Annotated in this window: 16 protein-coding genes; 12 read left to right on the top strand and 4 right to left on the bottom strand. The window is 69.1% G+C overall.

Going from position 1 to position 19,128, the window contains the following annotated elements; translation table 11 throughout:
- Nucleotides 1-149: 149 nt before the first annotated feature.
- From J0X25_RS22895 to J0X25_RS22905, 3 genes are all read left to right on the top strand, one after another.
- The gene (locus J0X25_RS22895) at nucleotides 150-2,009 is read left to right on the top strand and encodes a PAS domain S-box protein (RefSeq protein ID WP_207289871.1); all 1,860 of its coding nucleotides are present in this window, start codon (nucleotides 150-152) and stop codon (nucleotides 2,007-2,009) included.
- Between the two features lie 320 nt (nucleotides 2,010-2,329).
- Nucleotides 2,330-3,451 carry a DUF373 family protein gene (locus tag J0X25_RS22900; RefSeq protein ID WP_207290849.1) on the top strand — a complete coding sequence of 374 codons (1,122 nt, stop codon included), beginning with the start codon at nucleotides 2,330-2,332 and terminating at the stop codon, nucleotides 3,449-3,451.
- Nucleotides 3,452-3,499: 48 nt separating this feature from the next.
- Nucleotides 3,500-4,612 (top strand): NAD(P)-dependent alcohol dehydrogenase, encoded by a 1,113-nt coding sequence (locus tag J0X25_RS22905; protein WP_207289872.1) that lies wholly within the window; start codon nucleotides 3,500-3,502, stop codon nucleotides 4,610-4,612.
- An 84-nt stretch (nucleotides 4,613-4,696) separates the two neighbouring features.
- Here the strand turns inward: J0X25_RS22905 and J0X25_RS22910 are convergent, their stop codons facing one another.
- From J0X25_RS22910 to J0X25_RS22920, 3 genes are all read right to left on the bottom strand, one after another.
- On the bottom strand, nucleotides 4,697-5,539 hold the full coding sequence (locus tag J0X25_RS22910; protein WP_207289873.1) for a polyprenyl synthetase family protein: 843 nt from the start codon (nucleotides 5,537-5,539) through the stop codon (nucleotides 4,697-4,699).
- A 180-nt stretch (nucleotides 5,540-5,719) separates the two neighbouring features.
- Nucleotides 5,720-6,673 (bottom strand): electron transfer flavoprotein subunit alpha/FixB family protein, encoded by a 954-nt coding sequence (locus J0X25_RS22915; RefSeq protein ID WP_207289874.1) that lies wholly within the window; start codon nucleotides 6,671-6,673, stop codon nucleotides 5,720-5,722.
- Nucleotides 6,670-7,461 (bottom strand): electron transfer flavoprotein subunit beta/FixA family protein, encoded by a 792-nt coding sequence (locus tag J0X25_RS22920; protein WP_207289875.1) that lies wholly within the window; start codon nucleotides 7,459-7,461, stop codon nucleotides 6,670-6,672. Before J0X25_RS22920 ends, J0X25_RS22915 begins: the two co-directional genes overlap by 4 nt.
- A 206-nt stretch (nucleotides 7,462-7,667) precedes the next feature.
- Here J0X25_RS22920 and J0X25_RS22925 point away from each other — a divergent pair, with 206 nt between their 5' ends.
- The 6 genes from J0X25_RS22925 to J0X25_RS22950 all read left to right on the top strand — a co-directional run bounded on the left by J0X25_RS22925 (nucleotide 7,668) and on the right by J0X25_RS22950 (nucleotide 15,032).
- Entirely contained in the window at nucleotides 7,668-8,183 is a 516-nt protein-coding gene (locus J0X25_RS22925; RefSeq protein ID WP_207289876.1) for a TRAM domain-containing protein, read from the top strand.
- Between the two features lie 114 nt (nucleotides 8,184-8,297).
- Nucleotides 8,298-9,872, top strand: a complete 1,575-nt coding sequence (locus J0X25_RS22930; protein WP_207289877.1) for a DUF4129 domain-containing protein — start codon at nucleotides 8,298-8,300, stop codon at nucleotides 9,870-9,872.
- A complete protein-coding gene (locus J0X25_RS22935; RefSeq protein ID WP_207289878.1) occupies nucleotides 9,865-10,626 on the top strand; it encodes a DUF7269 family protein in 762 nt (253 codons plus the stop codon). The genes J0X25_RS22930 and J0X25_RS22935 overlap by 8 nt, the downstream gene beginning before the upstream one ends.
- Nucleotides 10,627-10,648: 22 nt before the next feature.
- Nucleotides 10,649-12,247, top strand: coding sequence for a DUF58 domain-containing protein (locus J0X25_RS22940; RefSeq protein WP_207289879.1), 1,599 nt, complete (start codon nucleotides 10,649-10,651; stop codon nucleotides 12,245-12,247).
- Nucleotides 12,244-13,944: a DUF7519 family protein gene (locus J0X25_RS22945; protein ID WP_225896723.1), complete on the top strand. Its 1,701-nt coding sequence runs from the start codon at nucleotides 12,244-12,246 to the stop codon at nucleotides 13,942-13,944. Before J0X25_RS22940 ends, J0X25_RS22945 begins: the two co-directional genes overlap by 4 nt.
- A gap of 95 nt (nucleotides 13,945-14,039) precedes the next feature.
- Nucleotides 14,040-15,032, top strand: coding sequence for an MBL fold metallo-hydrolase (locus tag J0X25_RS22950; RefSeq protein WP_207289880.1), 993 nt, complete (start codon nucleotides 14,040-14,042; stop codon nucleotides 15,030-15,032).
- A 221-nt stretch (nucleotides 15,033-15,253) separates the two neighbouring features.
- Here the strand turns inward: J0X25_RS22950 and J0X25_RS22955 are convergent, their stop codons facing one another.
- A complete protein-coding gene (locus J0X25_RS22955; RefSeq protein WP_207289881.1) occupies nucleotides 15,254-16,207 on the bottom strand; it encodes an AAA family ATPase in 954 nt (317 codons plus the stop codon).
- 524 nt (nucleotides 16,208-16,731) lie between these two features.
- On the opposite strand from J0X25_RS22955, the gene J0X25_RS22960 reads away from it, so the two are divergent.
- From J0X25_RS22960 to J0X25_RS22970, 3 genes are all read left to right on the top strand, one after another.
- Nucleotides 16,732-17,205 carry a Tfx family DNA-binding protein gene (locus tag J0X25_RS22960; RefSeq protein WP_207289882.1) on the top strand — a complete coding sequence of 158 codons (474 nt, stop codon included), beginning with the start codon at nucleotides 16,732-16,734 and terminating at the stop codon, nucleotides 17,203-17,205.
- 96 nt (nucleotides 17,206-17,301) lie between these two features.
- Entirely contained in the window at nucleotides 17,302-17,946 is a 645-nt protein-coding gene (locus J0X25_RS22965) for a DUF6517 family protein (RefSeq protein ID WP_207289883.1), read from the top strand.
- Between the two features lie 140 nt (nucleotides 17,947-18,086).
- On the top strand, nucleotides 18,087-19,091 hold the full coding sequence (locus tag J0X25_RS22970; protein ID WP_207289884.1) for an alkaline phosphatase family protein: 1,005 nt from the start codon (nucleotides 18,087-18,089) through the stop codon (nucleotides 19,089-19,091).
- Nucleotides 19,092-19,128 lie beyond the last annotated feature (37 nt).

Raw genomic sequence — 19,128 nt, forward strand, 5'->3', positions numbered from 1 at the left:
CCGAAACGCGGCGCTGACCGTGCGAGATTCTCCCATCGCCACCGATTGTACCACTATCCCGTCGTCGCGAGCGAGAGACCGTGCCGTCGTCATCGGGTCTCGAGCGCCCAGTATACTATTATAGGTCGGGTCCCAATGGGAGATATCAGATGTCATCCGGGATCCACGTCCTCTGTGTCGACGACGACCCGGACATTCGCTCGGTGACGACCGCCTCGCTCGAGCGAGCGAGCGACGAACTCTCGGTCGCGACGGCAGCCACTGGCCGCGACGCGTTGTCGCGACTTCGGGACGAGGAGCCGATCGACTGTATCGTCAGCGATTACGAGATGCCGGGACTGGACGGGCTCGAACTCCTCGAGGCGGTCCGGGAACGCGACCCCGAGTTGCCGTTCATCCTGTTCACCGGGAGGGGGTCCGAATCGATCGCCAGCGAGGCGATCTCGGCCGGCGTCACCGACTACCTCCAGAAGGGGACCGGCGGCGACCAGTACACGGTGCTCGCGAATCGGATCGAGAACGCCGTCGCGAAGCGACGCGCCGATCGCGCACGCCGGGAGAGCGAACGCGAACTCGAGCGCTACCGCACGCTCGTCGAGTCGGTCGACGATCCGATGTACGTCCTCGACCACCTCGGGCGGTGTACCGTCGCGAACGACGCGTTCTGTACGCTGCTCGACGTCGACCGCGAGGCGGTCGTCGGCGAACACATCACCGAGTTCATCAGTCGATCGTCGTTCGAGCGCGGCATCAAAACGGTGCGGAACCTGTACGTGAACGACGAGGAATCGGATCGGTTCGAGGTCACCGTCGAGACCGACGGCGGCGACCGGTGGATCGGCGAGGCGAACGTGACCGTCCTCACCGACGACGACGGCGAGTTCGCCGGTTCGACCGCCGTCATTCGCGACATCACCGAACGGAAACGGCGCGAACGCGAACTCGCGGAGTACGAGCGCATCATCGAACTCGTCCCGACCGCGCTGTTCGTCCTCGACGCCGAGGGGACGATCACCTGGTGTAACGACGAGTTCGCCGACGCGTTCGCGGAGGATGTCGCGGAACTACAGGGGACGGCGTTCCCGGCGCTCGTCGAGCGGGGCTACTACGCCGACCGGGTAATGGAAAAGTACGCCGAAGAGGTCAGGCGGTTGCTCTCCTCGTCGACCGACCTCGAGCGAGCGAAGTACCGGGTCCGGTTCCGGTCGCCGGACGGCGAGGAACTGATCCACGACGTTCACACCCGACTCCTCCCGCTCGAGGACGGGGAGTTCGCCGGCACGATTCACGCGATCCGCGATATCACCCGGCGACGCCGCTACCAGAACGAACTCGAGCGCCAGAACGAGCGACTCGAGGGGTTCGCCAGCGTCGTCAGCCACGACCTCCGGAACCCGTTGAACGTGGCCCAGGGGAGCCTCGAACTCCACGCCGAGGACTGTCCGGCCGCGGACGACGACTCGATCGAGCAGGTCCGCTCGTCGCTCGGCCGAATGGACGAACTGATCGAGAACCTCCTGTCGCTGGCCCGCCACGGTCGGACCGTCGGCGACCCCGAGCCGGTCGACCTCGAGCGACTCGTCCGCGAGGCGTGGAACGCGGTCGAGACGGCGGACGCCGTCCTCGACTGTCGCGTCGATCGAACGATCGTCGCTGACGGGGGTCGCCTGCGAGCGCTGTTCGAGAACCTCTTTCGGAACGCGATCGAACACGGGGGATCCGACGTTACCGTCACCGTCGAGTGGCTCGAGGACGATACTGATACCGACGTCAGCTCGCCGGTATTTTACGTCGCGGACGACGGCTCGGGACTCGAGACCGCCCCTCGGGAGCTATTCGAATTTGGTCACACGAGCGCTGAGGACGGGACCGGGTTCGGACTCGCGATCGTGCAACAGATCGTCGAGGCCCACGGCTGGACCGTCACCGCCAGTGAGGGTCGGGACGGCGGTGCACGGTTCGAATTCGAGGGTGTGACGATCTTCGACGACGAACCGGCACGCGACTAGGCCGTCACTTGTGCTGTGAACTGATTCGAGACGGACGCCCGCGCACGAACCGAGCGGACGCCGCCGCCGTCGCCTCGCGGTCGGCGGAGAACTCGCAGTCGATCGCGTTTTCGGGGGACGGCTAGCGGCCTCTAGACTTAATTGCGGTTACTACCGTTCCGTATACGGATGTCTGACAGCAGCCGCGTTCTCTGTGCCGGGGCGAGCCTCGAGCGCTCGACCGAACTGAGCGTGGCCCCGCCGTCTCGAGGCAGCCGCCGGCCGCGGAATTCTGTCGTCCCCAGAAGATGGAAATACCCCGCGCTCGAACGTTCGAGCAGATGCTGCTGGTCCTCTGTGTCGACCTCGACGACGACCTCGGTCGCAAGACCGGCTTTTCCACGCCGGTCATCGGTCGCGACCCCGTCGAGGAGGCCGCCGTCGCGCTGGCGACCGAAGACCCGGAGGACTCCGACGTCAACGTGATCTTTCAGGGGTTGCACATCTACGACGACCTCGCCGACCGCGACGAGAGCGTCGAGGTCGCCGTCGTCACCGGCAACGACGAGGGCGACGTCAAGGCCAACCGGGAGGTCGGCGACGAGGTCGACACCGTCCTCGCGAGCCTCTCGACCGGCGAGGACGTCACCGCGCTCGTGGTCACCGACGGCGCGCAGGACGAGTCCGTCATCCCGATCATCCGCTCGCGGGTCCCCATCGACGGCGTCCGCCGCGTCGTCGTCCGGCAGGCCCAGAACTTGGAGTCGATGTACTACACGATCAAACAGGTGCTGAACGACCCCGAGACCCGGGGGACGGTGCTGATTCCGCTCGGGATCCTCCTGTTGATCTACCCGCTCGCGCTGGCCGGGACCGTCCTCGACATGCCCGGGTTCGTCCTGGGAACGACCTCCGCGCTGCTCGGCCTCTATCTCATTTCGCGGGGCCTCGGGCTGGGCGACCGGATCGACGAGGCCGTCGAGCGGGCCCGCCGGTCGCTGTACGCCGGTCGAACCACCCTGCTGGCCTACGTCGTCGCCGCCGCCCTGTTCGTCCTCGGCGGGATGAGCGGCGTGGACGAACTCGAGGTCGTTCGCGACGCCACCGCCGGCGAGGTCGGCGCGCCCCTCATGGTCGCGGCGCTCGTCTACGGCTCGATTCAGTGGCTGGCCGCCGCGGGCGTGACCACCAGCCTCGGCCAGATCACCGACGAGTACATCGCCGGCACCCTCGAGTGGCGCTACCTCAACGCGCCCTTCTACGTCCTCTCGATCGCGATCGTCCTCCACGCGGTCAGCGCCTTCTTCCTCGACAGAGTCGACATCAGCTACCTCGCGGCGGCCCTGACGGTCGGCACGCTCCTGGGGATCGTGAGCACGCTCGCCTTCGCCGTCCTCGAGTCCCGGTTCTCCACCGACGACGGCGAGGAGGCCGGCGAAACGCGGACGGCCGACAGCGCCTGAGCCCGATCGTCCCGAAGATTCATTTCTCCGTCCGGTATCGTGCCCCACATGGAGATCGAAGCCGCAGTCGTCGAGGAGGAGGGCGGAGCGTTCGACATCGAGACCGTCGAACTCGAGGAGCCGCGGGCGAACGAGGTGCTGGTCCGCGTCGTCGGGGCGGGCGTCTGTCACACCGACATGGTCGTCCGCGACCAGCTGTACCCGACGCCGCTGCCGGCGGTCCTCGGCCACGAGGGGTCCGGGATCGTCGAGTCGGTCGGCTCGAACGTGACGCGGGTCGAACCCGGCGACCGGGTCGTGTTGAGTTTCGACTACGACGACGACTGTCACAGTTGCCACGACGGCCACCCCGCGTACTGCGAGGCGTTCTTCGAGCACAACTTCGGCGGCCGACGCCCGGAAGACGGCACGTCACCGATTTCGCGCGACGGAGAGCGGCTCAGCGGCCGCTTCTTCGGACAGTCGTCGTTCGCGACCCACGCCATCGCGACGGAACGGAACGTGGTCCCCGTCGGCGACGACGTGCCGCTCGAACTGCTCGGTCCGCTGGGCTGTGGGATCCAGACCGGCGCCGGGGCCGTCCTCAACTCGCTCGAGCCGAGTGCCGGATCGTCGATCGCGGTCTTCGGCGCCGGCTCGGTCGGTCTCTCGGCGGTCATGGCTGCGGATCTCTCGGGGTGTACCGAGATCGTCTCGATCGACTTGGAGGAATCCCGCCTCGAGAAGGCGGCCGCTCTCGGCGCGAGCGAGCCGATCGATCCCGAATCCGTCGACGACGTCGTCGAAGCCGTACGGGACCGTACCGACGGCGGCGTCGACTACGCCGTCGAGTCGACCGGGGTCCCCGCGGTGGCCGAACAGGCGGTCGAGACGCTCACCCAGCGGGGCACGCTGGGAATCGTCGGTGCGCCGCCCCTCGGCGCCGAAGCGAGCTACGACATCAACGACCTCATCCTCAACGGCCGGTCGATCACCGGGATCGTCGAGGGCGATTCGGCGCCACAGGAGTTCATCCCGGACCTCGTCGAACTCTACCGGCAGGGGAAGTTCCCGTTCGACGAACTCGTCACCTACTACGAGTTCGACGAGATCGAGCAGGCCGTCGCGGACTCCGAGAACGGCAAGACGATCAAACCGATCCTCCGCGTCGGCGAACCGTGAGCGGCCGGTGACCGCCCGCGTTCCGATTCCAGTTTCAGCCCGCGTCCCGTTCTCGGTTTCCGCCCGCGTCGAGCCGGCGCGACGCTACCGTTCCCGTTCGACGACGAACTCCGCCAGTTCGACGAGGTAGTCCCGAGCTGCCGGATCGGCGACCTCCACCCGCTCTAAGGCCTCGATCGCCCGGGCGGACTCGGCTCGAGCGCGCGCGTTGGCCTCCTCGGGGGTTAGATCGGTCACCTGCACGACCGAGGGCCGCTCGAGGGCGGCGTCGTGGCCGGTCGGCTTCCCCAAGTCGTCGGCGTCGGCGACGGCGTCGAGGACGTCGTCCCGGATCTGGAAGGCGACGCCGACCCGCTCGGCGTACTCGCCGAGCGCCTCGACGGTGACCGGGTCCGAGTCGGCGGCGATCGCCCCGAGTTCCGCGGCGGCCCGGAAGAGCGCGCCGGTCTTGCGCCGGGCGAGGGTCATGTACTCCTCCTCGGTCTCGGGTTCGGCGGATAGCTCCGTCGCCTCGCCGACGCCGAGTTCGACCAGCGCCTCGGCGACGACCTGCGTGGCGTCGGGATCCGACGAGAAGAGGGCGAAGGCCTCGCCGAGCAGTCCGTCGCTGGTGATGATCGCCGGCCCGTAGCCGAACTCGGCCCAGGAGCTGGTCGTTCCCCGGCGAAGCTCCGATCGGTCGATGATGTCGTCGACGACCAGCGAGGCGGTGTGGACGAGCTCGATCCCGACGCCGAAATCGACCGCGTCCGCCTCCGTGCCGCCGACGGTCTCGCAGGCCAGTACCGACACCAACGGCCGCACGCGCTTCCCGCCCGCCAGCGCCGCGTGGCGGACCTCGTCCCTGAGCGCGTCCGGCTCGACGCCGTCGACCACCTCGACGAGGCGCTCCTCGATCAGCGCCCGACGACGCTCCAGACGTTCCATTGGCCCCGCTTCGGACGGGGACAAAAAGTAGGTGACGGATCTCATAGCAGGCCCGTCACCGTCGCTCGAGTTGCAGTTGTTGGACCGTCGATAGGTGCTCCTCGAGACGGGGCGCCCGAAAAATATCGCGTGTGCTCCGCGGCGCTCGCCTACGAGACCCGAACGCTGTGCGGATCTCGCCTACTGGAACTCTTCGGTCAGCGCCGGCACGACGTCGAAGAGGTCGTCGACGATCGCGAAGTCGGCGATGTCCATGATCGGCGCGTTGGGGTCCGTGTTGATCGCGACGATCGTATCGGAGCCCTTCATGCCGGCGACGTGCTGGACGGCGCCGGAGATACCGATCGCGATGTAGACGTCGGGCGTGACGACCTTCCCGGACTGGCCGACCTGTCGGTTCTTGGGCAGCCAGCCGTTGTCGACGATCGGCCGCGACGAGGAGACCGTCGCGTCGAGCGCGTCGGCGAGTTCCTCGATGATCGGGAGGTTGTCCTCCTCCTCGATCCCGCGGCCGACGCTCACGAGTACGTCCGCCTCGCTGATGTCGACGTCGCCGCCGGCGACTTCCTCGAAGCCGTTGACGGTCGAGCCGATCGCGCCCTCGTCGATGTCGGCGTCGAAGGCCTCGATCGAGGCGTCGCCGGTGCCTTCTGCCTTGGGCCACTCGGTGCTTCGGATCGTCGCGACGGCGGGGCCCTCGAGTTCGTTGGTGGTCTCGACTTTACCGCCGTACATCTCGCGGGTGGCGATCAGCGTCTCGCCGTCGGTCTCGAGGTCGATCGTGTCGGTGACGATCGGCAGGTCGAGTTGGTTGGCGACGGCCGGCGCGTAGTCGAGGCCGTTGACGCTGTTGGGGGCGAGAACGTACTGCGGGGCGAGGTCGTCGTAGAGCTGGGTGATCGCCTGCGTGTAGACGTCGTGGTTGAACTCCTCGCCGTAATCGACGGTGTGGATGGCGTCGACGCCTTCGCGGTTTACCTTCTCGGCGAAGTCGTCGACGGTGCCGCTGATGACCGCGAGGTGCAGGTCGCCGCCGGTCTCGTCGGCCAGCTGGCGGCCCGCGGTGACGATCTCGTAGCTGACGTCGCGCAGGTCGCCGCGGCGGTGGTCGGTGATTGCGAGGACGTCCGTCATGGTGCCACCCCCTTGTCGCGGAGCAGGTCACCCAACTCCGAAGCGGTCTCCTCGGCGCTGCCCTCCCAGACCGTGACGTCGCTCTCGCTCTCGGGCTCGTACATGTCCGTCAGCTCGAGTTCGGAGTCGACGGCGCTCTCGTCGACGCCGATGTCGCCGAGACTCTGGACGTTCATCGGTTTCTGCTGGGCCTGGCGGATGCCGCGCAGGCTGGCGTAGCGGGGCTCGTTGATCCCCGTCTGGATCGTCAGTACGGCGGGGAGCTCGATGTCGGTCAGCTCCTCGACGCCGCCCTCGAGTTCGCGTCGCACGGCGGCGACGTCGTCGTCGAAGCCGTGCTCGAGGTGGTTGACGACGGCACCCCACTGGAAGCCGAGGTTCTCGGCGACGGAGACGCCGGTCGCGGCGAAGCTGTCGTCGCCGGCCTGGACGCCCGTCAGCACGAGGTCGGGGTCCTCTTCCTCGACGACGGCGGACAGGATTTCCGTCTTCGCGTTGACGTCGAGCAGGTCGACGCCCTCGAGGGCGTCGTCCCAGACGCGGACGGCGCGGTCGGCGCCCTTCGCGAGCGCCTGACGGATGGTTTGCTCGCAGTCCTCCGGACCGATCGTGACCGTGACGACTTCGTCGGCGATTCCCTCTTCCTGGAGCTGGACGGCCTCTTCGATGGCGTAGTCGTCCCACTCGTTGAGGTCGGCACCCAGGTACTGGTCGGCGATCTCAGTACCCTGGATTTCGAACTCGTCTTCGACGGTCGCGACTTCTTTGACCGTAACGAGGATTTTCATCAATAATCACTGCAACGTCCGTACCGTAAACCTTTTCGAAACGCGCTTTCAGATGCCTCTCGTTCATTTAACAGACGTTCCGATCGGGACGACTGTGTGTTACGACTCCTGTCCGATGACCAGTAGCTGCTACCAGCGTTTCGTCCGGCTCGGGTTTCGATCCGCGAGACGGAAACGGTTTAACGACGCCACTGGTAGTACGTACTATGGCTGACTGTCCGCTCGCCGACGACTGCCCGAGCTTTTCCGAACGGATCTCGGGAATGGGGTGCCAACACTACGGAGACCGCGGCGGCAAGGAGTGGTGTCAACAGTACAACCAGCCCATCGAGGACCTGAAGACCCAGCCGGTCAAGGCCGGCGAGGAAGTCGTCGTCGACGTCGTCGACATGCACGAGAGCGGCGCCGGTGTCGGCCGGACCGAGGACGGCTTTATCGTCATGGTCGACGGCGTTCTGCCGGAGGCCCGCGCACGCGTCGAGATCACGCGCGTCCACAGCAACCACGCCCGAGCGGAGGAGCTCGAGCTCCTCCCGATGGATCCGGACGAGGCGGAGGACGACGCCGATTCGGACGCCGGCGAGGACGCGGACAGCGCGGATGGGACGGACAGCGCGGACGAGACGGACGGCGAGGATGACGAAGAGGCAGCGGACGAGCAGTCGGGGAAGCGATACCAGCGCGAACGGCTCGGCAGTCGCGAGAACTTCTGGGGCTCGTAACTCGCGCCCCGCTCGAGTGGACAGTCGTCGAACGATCGCCGGTTTTCTCGGAGCCGTCCCGCGTTTGGCTGCAATAAGACGTAAGTACCCGTCACAGCAACAGGTACGCAATCGATGACTTTCGGATCGGGGACCGGACGGCGCCTGCTCACCATCGGCGCCGTCTGCTGTGCCGTCTTCGGACTCCTCGTCGCCGCGAGCGCGATGCCGATGGTGGCGTCGGAATCGCCGGCGAGCGATCTGCTCGGCGGCTCCGACGACGAGTCGGCGTCCGGGGCCGCGCTGACGGAAGAGCAAGCCGCTGCCGCCCAGAGCGGGGACGGTAGTATGGGCGGCGGGGGTAGTATCGACGGTGGGGCCACCAGTGAACGCTCGGATGGGATGCCGGGCCGCGAACTGATCCAGCGCGCCGCCGCCTCAGACAATCCGCTCGTCCAGAAGGCGCTATACGGACTCGCGTCGCTGGCCTCCCTGTTCGGCGGCCCGGCCGGAGCGGTCGACGCAGGGGGCGATCCGGCCGCCGCCGGCGTCGACGGTGAGTTCGGAGCGCAGCTCGATTCGCCGGCCGGCTCAGCGGCATACCCGGAGATCGACGGCGACGGGACGCTACAGGGCGATACCGGCGCGAGCGAACTCGAGGACGGGAGCGACGCGCCCGAACCGGGCGACGGAACGGAGACGGGGACCGAGGCGGACGGTGGCGACGGCGAGACCGGCGACGGGGGCTCGACCGACGGCAGCGAGACGGAAACCGACGAATCCGGCGACGAGATCGGCGGTGAGGGGAACGAAACCGACGGCCAGTCGAGCGACGGCGACACCGGTTCGGAGACCGACCCGAACGCCGACGGGGCGACGGACGGCGCCGGATCCACGACTGACGGTTCCGAGGGAGCTACCGAGCCGAATACCGACGGCAGTGACGACGGAACCGACGAGACCAGCACCGATGCAGGCGACGAGGACGCCGGACTCGAGGACTCCGTCCCGGGGCTCTCCGACGGCACCCTGACGGCCGTCCTCGCTGTCCTCGCCGTCGCGGCCGTCGGCTACGTCTTCTATACGCGCGACAATCCGATCGGGACGCTGCGCTCGATTCCGAGTCGGCTCGTCTCGCTCGCGCTGTCGGCCGTCGTCGCCTGTTCGCAGGGGCTCGAGCGGGCCGTCGCGCGGCTCCGGGAACTCCGGTCGATCGCAGACCTCCCGGGACTCGTACTGGAGACGCTCAGGGACGCGATTCGATCGACGACGACGCGCGTTCGCGCCGTCGGCGCGTCGCTCTCGCCGTTTGCTGACGCGGAGGCCACCGATTCCGCGGCGATCGCGGAGACGCAAGTCACTGCCCGCGAGCGCATCCGGCAGGCGTTCGCGAGCGTGATCGACGCCGCACCGATGTACCGGGCCAGCGTCGCGACGGCGACCCCGGCCGAGGTCGCGCGACGGGCCAGCGACGCCGGCGCGCCCGCGGACCCCGTCGAGACGATCACCGACTCCTTCCGGGACGTCGAGTACGGCGACCGCGACCCGGCGTCGTACCTCGACCGAACGACGAGCGCACACGATCAATTGCGGTCCGCGCTCGAGACCACGCAATCGGAAGGGAAGACGGAGACGGAGACCGGCGCAGAACCGGCGGTCGAAGGCGGCGAAGCCACGACGAACCCGGCGGAGGCCGACGCGAATGAGTAGGACGCCGTCGACGACCGGGCTGGCGCTCCTGACGCTTCCGGCCGCGGTGCTGGTCGCCGTGGGCGGCGTCCTCGCCGTTCGGCCGGCGCTGTTGCTCGAGCGGGTGCCCGAACTCGAGACGCTGCTCGCGAGCGTCGATCCCGGGACCGTCGTGTTCGCGCTGGTGATTCTGCTGGTGCTGTTCGCACCGACGCTCGGACTCGCCGGCCGCCTTCGCCGCTCCGGACTGGCGCCGCTCGTCGACGACGCGTCCGACGTCGGTTTCGACGACTCCTCCGGCGGCCGGCGCGATCGGCGCGCCGCAGTCGGGGGAACGATCGACGACCGGATCGCCCTCGCGACGGCCTACGACGACGAACCGCGCGACGTCCGGGAGGCCGCCCGCGAGCGCCTCCTCGAGTCGCTGCGTCCGATCGCGGCGACCGCCTACGCGAACCGCGCCGGGGTCGCCGACGAGGAAGCGACGGCCGCGATCGAGGCCGGGACCTGGACCGACGAGCCCCGGGCGGCCGCCTTCCTCGCCGGTTCGGAGGGGCCGTCGACGCCGCTGTGGCTGTGGCTGCTCGACCTCCTGCGGACGGCCGACCCGTTCGTCGCCCACCTCGAGACGACGATCGACGAGATCGAACGCCTCCAGTCGTCGGCGACCGTCGCCGCGCCGCGGAGTGAGTTGGCGGGAGACTCGAGCAGCCGGATCGAGCCGGCGGAAGACTCGAGCGACCCGAGCGAGGCGACCGCGGGGGTGGCGTCGTGATCGACTCCCCGGAGGTGGCGCCGTGACCGAGCACCGCCGACAGGCCCGCTGGCAGGTCGCACTCGTGGTTGCGCTAGTGACTTGCCTGCTGGCGGTCGCGCTCGGGCTCCCGGCGCTGTTCTTCCTCGCGATCGCCGCGCTGGGGTTCGTCCTCGCCGGCGCCGCGAGCGCGTCTCCCGATCTCGGTCCCGACGACGTCGAGATCGAAGACGAGTCAGACGACGCGATGGCGGCGACCGAGGTCGCAGCGTCCGATAGCGAGGTCGCGGACGGCGACGGAGCGGAGGACGGTGAGTCGGCGGACGACGGTGAGTCGGGAGATCGCGATGGCGAATCGGATGACGCCGCGCTCGAGACCGACGGCACGCTCCGCCTCGAGCGAAGCCTCGCGGAGACCCGCGTGCGCCCGGGCGCGCCGGTGACGGTGACGATCGCGGTGACCAACGAGACCGACCGCGTCCTCCCGGACGTCCGGATCGTCGACGAGCCGCCGGCCAACGTGCCGGTGACCGACGGCGCGCCCGCGTTCGCGACCGCCCTTCAGCCGGGCGAGACCGTCACCCGCGAGTACGAACTGACGCCGCCGCGAGGCGAGTACGCCTTCGGCCCGCTGACGGTTCGGGCCCGGTCGCTGTCGGCGACCGCGGTCGCGACCGCCGAACGCGAACCCGACGGCGACACCGCGTTCGCCTGCGAGACCCTGCTCGACGCCTTTCCGTTTCAGGATCGGACCATCCAGTTCGTCGGACAGGCGCCGACCGACGACGGCGGCAGCGGCATCGAGTTCTTCTCGACGCGGGAGTACCGCCGCGGCGATCCGATCAACCGGATCGACTGGCACCGGTACGCCCGGACGCGGGACCTCACGACCGTCGAGTACCGCGAGGAACGGTCCGTCACGATCGTGTTCGTGATCGACGACCGCCGCGACGCCCACCGCGAGCGGCCCGACGGCGGCCCCGACTCGTTCGACCTCACGCTCTACGCCGCGTCCCGCGGCGTCGTGGCGTCGCTCGAGGACGGCAATCGAACCGGGCTGGCGACGCTCTCGGGGACCGACTGGGTCGATCCCGGCGCCGGAGACGGCGTCCGGCGGCGAGTCGAGGACGCTCTCGAGGACGTCTCCGCCGGAGGGGGTGCGACGAATGCCGCTGGTGAGGACCGTGGCACGAACGCCGCTACCGGTGACCGGGACACGAACGCCGCTCCCGACGACCGAGTCGCGGACCCCACCTCGGCGGTGACCGACGGCGGTGCGGCGAGCGGACCGGGACTCGGGGGGAGTTCCCTCGCGGCCGACCTCGAGCGCCGCCTGCCGAACCGGGCGCAGGTCGCGTTCTGTGCGCCGCTGTTGGACGACGCGGCCGTCGACCTCGTGGAGACGCTGCGGACCCGCGGGCGGGCGGTCACGGTCGTCTCCCCGAACGTGACCGCCGGCACCGAACGGTCAGCGCCCACGCCCGGCGCTCGAGTCGCCGGACTGGAGCGGGCGAACCGGATCGACGCCCTTCGGGGACTCGGTGCGACCGTCGTCGACTGGGACCTCGCGGAGCCGGTGTCGGTCGCCCTCTCGCGGGCGTTCCGCGCCCGCAGCGCCGGACTCGGGGGTGGGTCGGTGTGACGGCCGACGCCTCGGGTGGCGGCGGCCACAGCGGACCCGGTGGGAACGGTGTCCGCGACGGGCCGCCGTTCGGGTCCGATCGCCCCCGCTCGAGGCGCGGCGTCGCCCTCGAGACGGGCCGGGAGACGTTCGAGGCGCTCAAACGCGGCCTCTGGCGGGCCCTCGCGCGGCCGACCGCCAGCGACGTGGCGATGATCCTCGCGACGCTCGCGATCGGACTGGTCGTCGGCTCCCGGCTGGCCGGCCCCGAACTCGCGGGCCTCGCGATGGCTGCCGGACTCGGTGCCGCGGTGGTAACGATGCTGCTCGGCAGCGACAGCCCCGCCGTGCGCGGGTTCGGCGGCGCCCTCGCGGTCCCCGTCTCGGTGCTGGTGTCGTCGCCCGCACTGCTGGCCACCGCACTGACGCTTCGGTCGTCGGGCGTCGGTCCCTTCGCCGGACTCGCCGTCTGGGCGCTGGTCGTCGCCGCGCTCGCGGCCGGACTGGTTTCCTGGGATCGGCTCGGCGACGGCGGCGTCCGCCGCGGGGCGACGGGGACGGGCCTCGCCACCGTCGGCGTGATCGTCGTTCTCGTCCTCCGGGTCGTCCCCGAGTCGGCCGTCCGCGAGCGGGCCGGCGAGGCCGCGACGGACTTGCTAGGGGTCGCGGGAGACGTCCTCGTCGCCGCCGACGGACGATGGGCGGTCGTCACCTTCGCCGCGCTGCTGCTGGTCGCGGCGCGCGCCTCGAGCCAGACCCTGACGTACCTGCCCGTCGAGCGACTCGTGCCGCCTGACCGGCGCGGGGCGCTCGCGGCGGGCCTCGCGCGCTGCCACCGGGCCTGCTCGTGGGCGACTCGCGGAGCGCTCGCGCTGGGGATCGTGGCGATCGTCGCGCCCGCCGCGAGCCAGCGGTTCTCGTCGATGCCGGTTACGCCGGGGGAACTGCGGACGGAACTCCCCGCACCCGCCGGCGACGCGCTCGCGGGGCTGGTGACGGCCTCGGGACTGCGGATCGCGCTGCTCGGGCTGCTCGCGTTCGTCGTGACGCTGGCGCTGCTCGAGTGGTCTCGTCGCGCCCTCGGCGGGAACGTCGCTCGCCTCCTCGCGCGCCTGCTCGCGCCGGTCGTCGGCGGCGGGGTCGTCGCGCTCGTCCTCGCCCGGGCGCTCTCCGAGACGGCCGTCGAGGCCGATCTGCAGGGACTGCTCGAGGGTGCCGCGCCGGCGTCGGTCGTCGAGTTGCTGGGCGCGTTCCCGGCGTTCGCGCTGGCGGCGGTCCTGCTCGTGTTCACGCTGGGGTCGCTCTCCTCGCTGCTGTGGACCGTGACGATGCTGCGCGTGGTCCGGATCCTCCCCGCGCGGGCGATCGGTCCCGCGCTCGCGGCCGGCGCGGTGTTCGTGCTGGCGGTCGGACTGACGGTGGTCGGCCGGGTCGAACCGGCCATCGCGACGGCGACGGGCGCGTTCGTCCTCTGGGATATCGGCGAGTACGCCGACTGCATTCGGACGGAACTGGGCCGCGGGGCGGCGACGATGCGCGCGGAACTCGTCCACGTCGGCGGGTCGCTGTTGACGGGGGCCGTCGTCGCCGGCGGTACCGTCACCTGCTACCGGTGGGCCGCGACGGACGTCTCCGTCACCGATCCCGCACACGCGGCGGGCGCCGTCGGAGCGGGGCTGCTCGCGGTCGTCCTCGTCGCGTGGGCGCTTCGCGGCTGAGTTCGGGTCCGCGGGGGAGTTCGAGTGCAGTCATCTCCCCCGTCGGCTTCGCCGCGGACACAAGGGTTTTCTCGCCGCTCGTGCCATACGCTGGCATGGATCGGATCGCGCTGTCGAACTCCGCGTTCGAAGGGGACAACAACGCGTACCTCTTCGCGGACGGTCGGGAAACGGTGATGATCGACACCGGGGACGGAATGGCTTCGACCCGGGAGCAACTCGAGGCCGCGTTCGCGGATCGAGGGCTGACCTTCGCCGACGTCGATCGAATCTTCCTCACGCACTGGCACGGCGACCACACCGGCCTGGCGGGAGCGATTCAGGCCGAGAGCGGCGCCGAGGTTCACGTCCACGAGGCCGACGCCCCGCTCGTGGCCGGCGACGAGGACGCCTGGGAAGCGATGTTCGACCGCCAGCAGGCGTACTTCGAGGAGTGGGGGATGCCCGAGGAGAAGCAGGCCGTCCTCCGCGATCGGATGGCGAGCGCCGATACGGCGACCGAGACGCCGACCGTGACGCCCTTCGAGGACGGTGACACCTTCTCGTTCGACGGGGGCGACCTCGAGGTCGTCCACACCTCCGGCCACGCCGCGGGGCTCTCCATGTTCGAGACGACCCTCGACGGTCGGCGCGAGGTCTTCTCCGGCGACGCGCTGTTGCCCGTCTACACGCCGAACGTCGGCGGCGCGGACGTGCGCGTCGAAAAGCCCCTCGAGAAGTACCTCCGCGCGCTCCAGCGGATCGTCGACGCCGACTACGACCGGGCGTGGCCGGGCCACCGGGACCCGATCGACGACCCGGCCGGCCGCGCCCAGCACATCATCGACCACCACGAGGAACGCGCCTGGCGCGTCCTCGACGCGCTCGACCGGAAGGGCCCCTGCGACACCTGGACGGTGAGCGCTGACCTCTTCGGCGACCTCGAGAGCATCCACATCCTCCACGGCCCCGGCGAGTCGTACGCGCACCTGGAACACCTCGAGCGGGCCGGGACCGTCGTCCGGGAGGACGACGAGTACCGACTGGCCGACGGCGTCGCCGAAGTGATCGCCTCGAAAGAAGACGAGCGGTGGCACCTCGAGTACTGACGCCGTCGCCGCCGCTGGTCGACTCGTTCTGTACTGGTACGACGAAAGAGCACCCCCCAGGGTGACTCTCTCCCCTCGCGGGAACCGCGTGAGGCACGGCGAGTGGTGATGTCAAAGGCACGCTCCCCACCGTGGCGCAGAACCTGCGCACCGAACAATGGGATATACCGACTGATATTTCTACTGGTTAGCGAGCGATCGAGCGTCCGACGATGGCGTCCTCACTGGTCCATCGACGGTACCGGCACGCTGTTGACCGCGCTCTCGACGACCGCTCGCGGGTCGACGCCGCGGACGTCGGCCTCGGTGGTCAGGACGATTCGGTGGTCGAGCACGGCGTGAACGACCGCGTGGACGTCCTCGGGGGCGACGTACTCCCGTCCCGAAACCACCGCGCGGGCGCGACAGGCCTCGAACAGGCGCTGGAGCCCCCGCGGGGAGATGCCCACGTCGACGCGCTCGTCCTCGCGGGTCGCCCGACAGACGTCCACGAGGTACTCGCGGATCGCCGGATCGACGCCGATCGTCTCCGGCACCGCCTGCAGGTCCAGCACCGTCTCGCGGTCGACGACGCTGCCGACGGTCGGCGTTCGCGACTCCCGGCTCGCGCGCCGGTTCAGTAACTCGAGGTCGCCCGCCCGGTCGGGATACCCCATCTCCGTCTTGACCATGAAGCGGTCGACCTGGGCCTCCGGCAGCGGGAAGGTTCCCTCCTGCTCGACGGGGTTCTGCGTCGCGATGACGAAGAAGGGCTTCGGAAGTTCGCGAGTCTCGCCGCCGATCGAGACCTGTCGCTCGCCCATCGCCTCGAGCAGCGCGGCCTGCGTCTTCGGCGGCGCGCGGTTGATCTCGTCGGCCAGCACGACGTTCGCGAAGATGGGGCCGGCCTCGAAGGAGAACTCGCCGGCGTGCTCGTCGTAGACGTGCGTACCGGTGATGTCGGCCGGCAGCAGGTCCGGCGTGAACTGGATGCGCGTGAACTCCAGATCGAGCGCGGTCGCGAGCGTCCGCGCGGTCAGCGTCTTCCCGGTTCCGGGGACGTCCTCGAGGAGGACGTGGCCCTGCCCGACGACGGCGGTCAGGATGGTCTCGAACAGCTCCCGTTCCCCGATGACTGCGCCGCCGATCTCGGCGAGGACGTCCTCGCAGGCGTCGGCGGCGTCGGTGACGTTCATGGCCGATGGCAGTCGCGCGACCGATATATACCGTTTGGCCGCTAGTCGTCTTCAGTGGCGTTTTGATCTCTACCGCTGGTAAATTCGCCTAGGAACACCACGAAAGCCCCTGAGGCCCTCGACCCTCCGGGCCTTGCTGCGCGCCTCACTTCGTTCGGTGCTTGCGGCGTCCGGGAGGGACCGAGCGCCTCAGCCCCTTTCAGTCCCACCCGCGGTAGCATGACCGACCAGCCGGCACGGGTGGGACTGAAAGGGGCTGACGCTATCGAGGAAGGCCGACGACGCAAGCACTGGACTGAACGAAGTGAAGGAAGCGCGCAGCGAGTCGCCCGACTCGATAGCGTCAGGGGCTTTCGTGGTGGTTGCAGTAGAGACAGCGGACGGAGACTCGAGAGTGCCGAAAGAACCGGCGACCGAACGCGCGTATTCATCGACGGATCGGGGAAGCTTTGAGCCTACGGCCGCCTTAGACGTGGATATGAGCGGACGCGAGACGGACTCGAGCGCGAGGGGAGGCGATCGCCGTGATCGATGACGTCGAGGCGTTGCTCGATGAGATCGGGTTCGACGCGGAGGCGAGCGTGCTGACCCACCGACAGGCGCAGGTCCTCGCCCTTCGGGAGCGCGGCGTCTCGCAGGCGGACATCGCCGACGCGCTTGGTACCTCGCGGGCGAACGTCTCCTCGATCGAGTCGAGCGCGCGCGAGAATCTCGAGAAGGCCCGGGAGACGGTCGCCTTCGCGGAGGCGCTGCGGGCGCCGGTTCGCGTCCGGGTGCCGGCGGGGACCGACCTCTACGACGTGCCGCAACTGGTCTACGACGCCTGCGACGAGCAGGGCGTCAAGGTCGATCACACCGCGCCGGACCTGATGAAGGTCGTCAGCGACGCCGCGGGATCGGCGGTGTCCGGCCGCCAGGTGTCGACGCCGCTGATCGTCGGCGTCACCTCGGAGGGGATGGTCCGGGTGCGCCACCAGAATCGCGAGCCCGAGACGTGATCGCCGCCGGTCCGCGCGACCGTCGGCCGTCAGCGCGCGATCCGAGCGCCACGGCAGCCCGAAGACCGAAAGGCGACGACGGTGTACGACCGGGCGATGACGTTCGATCTGCCGGCATCGGTAGCCGACTCGTGGCGAGCGCTGGGAACCCGCACCGGCGAGACGAGCGTGGTGCTCGCCTCGATCACCGCCGAGACGACCGTGTACGAACCCATCGAGGGGGCCGACGAACTGGCCGCCGTCGGCGCGAGCGAGATTCCGGCCCGCTCGCTGTTCGCCGTCGACGTGACCGTCTCGCCGTCGCTCTCGAGTCTCGGGATGGCACCCGAATCGGTCTTCGAGAAGGCGGCGCCCAAGGCGAAGTCGCAGTTCGTCGACACCCTCGAGTCGGAGGGCCTGACCGTCGAGGGCACCCGGGAGACGCTCGAGTTCGAGGCGTCGAACGGGGAGACGGGTTCGTGGTACGTCTTCGACGTGGCGTACCCCGTCGACCCCGAGGTGACCGACGGGACGGAACGAATCGACGCCGAGGCCCACGCCGCCGTCTGGCCGACCGAGACGACGTTCGGGATGGCCGGCGGGGTGCTGCCGCTCGAGGACGGCGTCGACACCGGGGCGGCCGACTCGGAGACGACGCCGGAGGACGGGTTGGACGTCGATCCGGAGCGCGACCGCGAGACGATCGCGGAACTGATCCGGACGATCGACTTCGAGGCCGAGGACGCCGAGGGAGAGGAGTAATTCCCCTCGGCACCGCAACGCGGCGTTTCACGGCTGTTTCTCGGGGTTCCCCGAACCCGTCGAACCGTTTCGATCCGATGACTCACACGCCAGCTTACCGATGCGAACATTGATTGAGCGATCCGTGGAGCGTCGAACCGATGGCGCTGCCCCCGGAGAAGTACACGCTCTCCAATTTTGTCGACGCCTGCAGGAACCCCGAGAAGTTCCGGCACGAACTCAAGAAGCGGTACGGGGACGTGCAGAAACACGCGTTCTACCGGAAATACGGCCGTCCGACCGATATCATGGAGGCGGACTGGGACAACTTACTGATCCTGGACGCCTGCCGGTTCGACTACCTCGCTAAGCACAATTCGATCGCGGGAGAGTTGGATTCGGCGGTGTCCGTCGCTTCGACGAGCAACGAGTTCGTGGAGAAGACGTTCGCCGGCAAGACGTTCCACGACACGGTGTACGTCTCGGCGAACGGGTTTTCACACCACCTCGAGGACGGCACCTTCCACGAGTTCGTGTCGACGTACCCCGAGTCCCAGCGGGACACCCTCGACAGCGAACTGTACCGGAACTACCGGCCCGAAATCGTCCGGGAGAACGCCCTCGAGGCGCACGAACGCCATCCGGACAAACGACTCCTCGTCCACTTCATGCAGCCACACGGGCCGTACTTCGGCCCGAAAGCCGAGGCGCTGCGGGAACGACTCCGAACGAATCACGGGCTCCGGTTCTCCGCGTGGAGCGACGACACGACCGTCACCAGTCGGTCCGACGGCATGGTCTACCTGATGGACGCTGCGGAAGCCGGCTACGTCTCCCCCAGCGAACTGCAGGAGGTGTACGTCGAAAACCTGACCCTGGTCCTCGAGCACGTCGAGGCACTCCTCGAGGGACTCGACGGGAAGACCGTCATCACCGCCGACCACGGGGAACTCCTCGGCGAGTCGACGAACCTGTACTCCAGAGTCACGGGTGACCGGTACGAGCACCCGGGATACGTCTGGACCCCGGAGCTCAGACTCGTGCCGTGGCTCGTCGTTCCGGCCGAACAGCGACGCGAAATCGTCGCGGAGGATCCGGTAAATCGCGGCGACGTCGACGACGAGGTCGTCGAGGAACACCTCCGGGCGCTGGGATACCAGTCCTGAACTGCTCGAGGCGGGGCGACGATCGGAGGCGTGCCGC

The organism is Haloterrigena alkaliphila (assembly GCF_017352155.2).
Taxonomy (GTDB): Archaea; Halobacteriota; Halobacteria; order Halobacteriales; family Natrialbaceae; genus Haloterrigena; species Haloterrigena alkaliphila.

Coding starts and splice junctions, on each gene's coding strand:
- J0X25_RS22895 (WP_207289871.1), top strand. CDS start 150: ATGTCATCCGGGATCCACGTCCTCTGTGTCGACGACGACCCGGACATT.
- J0X25_RS22900 (WP_207290849.1), top strand. CDS start 2,330: ATGCTGCTGGTCCTCTGTGTCGACCTCGACGACGACCTCGGTCGCAAG.
- J0X25_RS22905 (WP_207289872.1), top strand. CDS start 3,500: ATGGAGATCGAAGCCGCAGTCGTCGAGGAGGAGGGCGGAGCGTTCGAC.
- J0X25_RS22910 (WP_207289873.1), bottom strand. CDS start 5,539: ATGGAACGTCTGGAGCGTCGTCGGGCGCTGATCGAGGAGCGCCTCGTC.
- J0X25_RS22915 (WP_207289874.1), bottom strand. CDS start 6,673: ATGACGGACGTCCTCGCAATCACCGACCACCGCCGCGGCGACCTGCGC.
- J0X25_RS22920 (WP_207289875.1), bottom strand. CDS start 7,461: ATGAAAATCCTCGTTACGGTCAAAGAAGTCGCGACCGTCGAAGACGAG.
- J0X25_RS22925 (WP_207289876.1), top strand. CDS start 7,668: ATGGCTGACTGTCCGCTCGCCGACGACTGCCCGAGCTTTTCCGAACGG.
- J0X25_RS22930 (WP_207289877.1), top strand. CDS start 8,298: ATGACTTTCGGATCGGGGACCGGACGGCGCCTGCTCACCATCGGCGCC.
- J0X25_RS22935 (WP_207289878.1), top strand. CDS start 9,865: ATGAGTAGGACGCCGTCGACGACCGGGCTGGCGCTCCTGACGCTTCCG.
- J0X25_RS22950 (WP_207289880.1), top strand. CDS start 14,040: ATGGATCGGATCGCGCTGTCGAACTCCGCGTTCGAAGGGGACAACAAC.
- J0X25_RS22955 (WP_207289881.1), bottom strand. CDS start 16,207: ATGAACGTCACCGACGCCGCCGACGCCTGCGAGGACGTCCTCGCCGAG.
- J0X25_RS22965 (WP_207289883.1), top strand. CDS start 17,302: ATGACGTTCGATCTGCCGGCATCGGTAGCCGACTCGTGGCGAGCGCTG.
- J0X25_RS22970 (WP_207289884.1), top strand. CDS start 18,087: ATGGCGCTGCCCCCGGAGAAGTACACGCTCTCCAATTTTGTCGACGCC.